The organism is Thermus sp. (assembly GCF_056332225.1).
This window is the reverse complement of the sequence record NZ_JBWGQW010000079.1, coordinates 1-4,624: the sequence shown is the minus strand read 5'-3', so window position 1 is coordinate 4,624 and position 4,624 is coordinate 1. Positions and strand designations below refer to the sequence as shown.

General features: G+C 66.1%; 1 protein-coding gene. It reads left to right on the top strand.

The window, feature by feature from the left end:
- Positions 1–487: 487 nt before the first annotated feature.
- Positions 488–4,624 (top strand): type ISP restriction/modification enzyme (locus tag AC01Y6_RS09595; protein ID WP_476671297.1); only part of this gene is annotated, 4,137 nt, incomplete at its 3' end.

The window sequence follows — 4,624 nt, the reverse complement described above, 5'->3', positions numbered from 1 at the left end:
CGCTCTAGCTAGGGCAAATACCCACAATAACGACTATCCCGTTATCTTGAATTACCAGCTGTCCTTGAAAGTCCGAGCCTCTTCTTTGCAAAGCCCGACTTCCGAGCCTTTCGAGATTAATCGGATCCTCCCTAAACCAGGATTACTTGGAAATCCATATCGTTACCGTCCGCTTCCTAAACCGCGGCATGTCTACTGCCCTGCCGTGAATGAATCCAGAGACATACTACATCAGATTTTAGTAGAGGGGGAGCATTGGATACCTTTCTCGGTACGGGTTCACAAAAGTGCAGTAGAGGTAAGGTACTTTCCGGATATGTGGGGTACGTGGCTTCTAGTGAAGGTGGGGAATCGTTCCTGGTACGTGTACCCGGAGCTGATGATCGAGCTCTGATGCCTTCATGTGCCGCCTCAGCGGTATGCTCCCCGTACACAGACTTTTACACGAGAGTTCTTCACACGACACCCTTGAGAAGGAGGTGACGGGGTGATCGCGGTAGACCGGTCTTTCCTGAGGACCTTTTACGCCGGTTTCCCCCAAACGGAGGCGGGGCGCCTCTTCGAGCGCCTCGTGCGCAAGATTCTCCAGGAGGTCCACCCCTACTGGTCCCAGGTCTTCCGGGAGGTGGTCCCCTGGGCGGAGCACGCCCGCCGCCGGGGCCTCCCCGCCAAGGACATCGGGGTGGACCTGGTGGGCTACAGCAAGAAGGAAGGAAAGGAGGAGAAGGAGGAGGTCTACGCCATCCAGGTGAAGCTCTGGGACAAGCCCCTCACCTGGAATGACCTGGGATCCTTCGTGGGCACGATCAAAAGCCCCATCTACGGCTTTTCCCGGGGGCTCCTGGTGGCCCCCGAGGGCGTGACCCAGGAGGCGGAGAGGCAGCTCTCGCCCCTCCCCATCACCCTCCTCACCGAGGAGGCCCTCCTCTCCGGGGTGGACCTCGCCTCCCTGGTCCCCGACCGACCTGAGGAGGCCCGGCGGGCGGGGCACAAGCCCCTCCGGCCCTACCAGGAGGAGGCCCTGAGCGCCGTGGTCCGGGCCTTCGTGGAGGAGGGTAAGGAGCGGGGCAAGCTCATCATGCCCCCGGGCACGGGGAAGACCCTGGTGGCCCTCAGGATCGCGGAGCGGGTGGCGGGGAAGGGGAAGCGGGTCCTCTTCCTCGCCCCCTCCATCGCCCTCCTGGACCAGTCCCTCAGGGCCTGGGCCGAGGAGGCCTCCCTCCCCTTGCGCCTCTTCGCCGTGGTCTCGGACCCCGGGGTGGGCCGGACCTCCGAGGACGACCTTTCCGCCCTCTCCCTCCTCTCCATCCCCCCCACCACCGACCCCGAGCGCCTGGCGGAGGAGGCCTCCCGGGAGGACCCCGAGGCCATGACCGTGGTCTTCTCCACCTACCAGTCCGTGGAGGTGCTGGAAGCGGCGCAAAGGCTCGGCCTTCCCCCCTTCGACCTCATGGTCCTGGACGAGGCCCACCGCACGGCCACCGTCCGGGCCGAGGGGGAAAGCCCCTTCACCAAGGTGCACCACGACACCCACGTCCGGGCCCGCCGCCGCCTCTACATGACGGCCACGCCCCGGGTGTGGGAGGTGGAGGGGGGGACGGGGAACGGCACCGCCGCGAAGGGCAAGGGCAGGCGCAAGGGTAAGGGCAAGGGGGAGACCCCTGCCCTTCTCCCCCGGGAAGACGACCCCGCCCCCGAGGACGACCGGGACGGCGTGGGCCTCCTGGTCTACTCCATGGACGACGAGGAGGTCTACGGCCCGACCCTCTACGAGTACACCTTCACCCGGGCGGTCCAGGAGGGGCACCTCACCGACTACAAGGTGGTGGTCCTCTCCATGCCCGAGGAGCTCCAGAAGGACCTCGCCTCCTACCTTCAGGGGGAGGAAGCCCTCCGGGTGGAGGAGGCCCTCAAGGCGGTGGGCCTCTGGAAGGTCCTCCAGGGGGAGGTGCTGGACGAGAAGGGCCAGCCCCTTCCCCTCAACATCCGGCGGGCCATCGCCTTCCACGGCCTGGTGCGGGAGTCCAAGGCCCTGGAGCGGGAGTTCGCCAAGGTGGCGCAGGCGGCCCTGGGGGCCGGGCTCCTCCGGGGGAGCCCCAGGCGGGTGGAGGTGCGGCACATCGACGGCCAGATGTCCGCCTACGACCGCAAGGCCCTCCTGGACTGGCTCAGGGGGGAGCCGGGACCGGACGAGATCCGCCTCCTCACCAACGCCAAGGTCCTCACCGAGGGCATCGACGTGCCCGCCCTGGACGCCGTGGCCTTCATGCGCCCCAGGGAGAGCGTGGTGGACGTGATCCAGGCGGTGGGCCGGGCGATGCGCAAGGCCCCGGGGAAGGACTACGGCTACGTGGTCCTGCCCGTGGTGGTGCGGGGCGAGGACGAGGAGCGCGAGATCGAGGAGAGCGGCTACCGGGCGGTCTGGCAGGTGCTCTCCGCCCTGCGCTCCGTGGACAAGTCCTTCGAGGCCCGCATGCGGGCCGCCCTGGTACGCCTCTCGGGGACGGCAGGACCGGAGGCCGGAACGGGCCAGGGAGGGCCGGAGGTCCTGGGGGTGGTGGGAGGACAGGAGACGCCCCCCGTGGTCATGGACGTCCTCCTGGAGGATCCCGGCCTGCGGCAGAAGGTGGCCCGGGGCCTGGCGGGCAAGCTGGTGAAGCGCCTGAGCCTGGGGCGGAAGTACCTGGAGAACTGGGCCGAGGACGTGGCCCGGGTGGCGGAGAGGCTCAAGCGCCAGGTGGAGGCCCTGGCGGAGCAGGACCCCGGGGTCAAGAAGGGGCTGGAAGAGCTCCTCGCCGCCCTGAAGGCCCTCGTCAACGAGGAGGTGACCCGGGAGGAGGCCGTGCTCATGCTGGTGCAGCACGCCCTCACCAAGCCCATCTTCGACGCCCTCTTCGGGGAGCTCCAAGCCCTTCGGCAGGACCCCGTCTCCCAGGCCCTGGACCGCCTCTTCCAGGTCTTCCGGGGCTTCCTGGAGCGGGAAGGGGCCTCCCTCCAGGACTTCTACGAGGAGATGCGCCTCAAGGCCCAGAGCCTCACCGACGAGGCGGAGCGGGCGGACTTCCTGAGGCGGCTCTACAGCAACTTCTTCACCAAGGCCTTCCCCGAGGTGGCCGACCAGGTGGGGATCGCCTACACCCCGGTGGAGCTCGTGGACTTCCTGGTGCGAAGCGCCGACGAGCTCGCCCGGAAGCACTTCGGCAAGGGCCTCGCCGACGCGGGCGTGGTGGCCCTGGAGCCCTTCGCGGGCACGGGCACCTTCGTCACCCGCCTCCTGCACCGGGTCGCGGAGACGGGAAGCGCGGGGGCGGTGGAGGGGAAGCTCCGGAGGGGGGAGGTCTGGGCCAACGAGATCCTCCTCCTCCCCTACCACGTCCTGAAGGCCAACGTGGAGAACACCGTCCTCTCCCTCACCGGGCGATACCTCCCCTTCGAGGGCGCCCTCCTCACCGACTCCTTCCGCCTGGCCGAGCTCTGGTACCGGGGGGAGGCCCTCCCCACCATCCCCCTCTTCCCGGAGGAGTACGGGAAGCACCTCAACCGCCAGGTGAAAAGCCCCATCCAGGTGGTCCTCTCCAACCCGCCCTGGCGGGCCTGGGTGTCCAGGGAAGGAAAGGGAAAAAAGAACGTGGCTTACCCCGAGGTGAGAAAGCGGGTGGAACAGACCTACGTGCAGAGGGCCAAGGAGATTGGGCTGGGCGGGGGGAAGAAAGGGGAAAACCTCAACTCCCTCTACGACCAGTACATCCAGGCCCTGCGCATGGCGAGCGACCGCATCGGCGAAGAGGGCATCGTGGCCTTCGTGACCAACAACGGGTGGCTGGAGGGGGTGGTGGCCCGGGGCCTGCGGGCCTGCCTCGCCGAGGAGTTCGCCGAGGTCTACGTGTACGACCTGAGGGGGGACGCGCGAAAGAAGGGGGAGGCCAGAAGAAAGGAGGCCGGTAACGTCTTCGGGGATTCCACCCGCGCCGGCGTTTGCCTGCTCCTCCTCGTCAAGCGCAAGGGGCACGAGGGACAGGGGAAGGTCTTCCTTCATCGGGTGGGGGACGGCCTGAGCCGGGAGGCGAAGCTCGCCGAGGTGAAGGGATACGGCTCGGTCCGTAACGTCCCCTGGCGCGAGGTGGCCTACGAGGACTGGGTGGGGAGGCTGAGCAAGGCGTTTACCTCTATGCTCCCGTTACATGAAGTTTTTGAGGAGAGAAGTAGCGGTGTCAAAACCAATCGGGATGCTTACGCTTTTAACTTCTCCCAGGAAGACCTGAAGCGCCATATGACGCGGCTCATAAACACCTTCAATCAGCACCTGGGGAAGGAAGAGGATGATTTGGAAAGAGACGAGAGCCTAATCAAGTGGGATGGGACCCTAATAGAACATTTGAAGCGCAACACGCCTGCCTCCTTTGAGAAGGATGGTGAAGTACATAGGGCTCTTTACCGCCCCTTTGTCCCCATGTACCTCTACTTCAGTAAGATCTTCAATAACTCCACCTACCAGCTCCCCCGCATCTGGCCCACCCCCGAGGCGGAGAACCTGGCCATCGCCGTGGCGGGGAAGGGGAGCGAGGAGTTCAGCGCTCTGGTCACAACGCGGGTTGCGAGCCTCGACTTCCTCTCAAAAACCCAG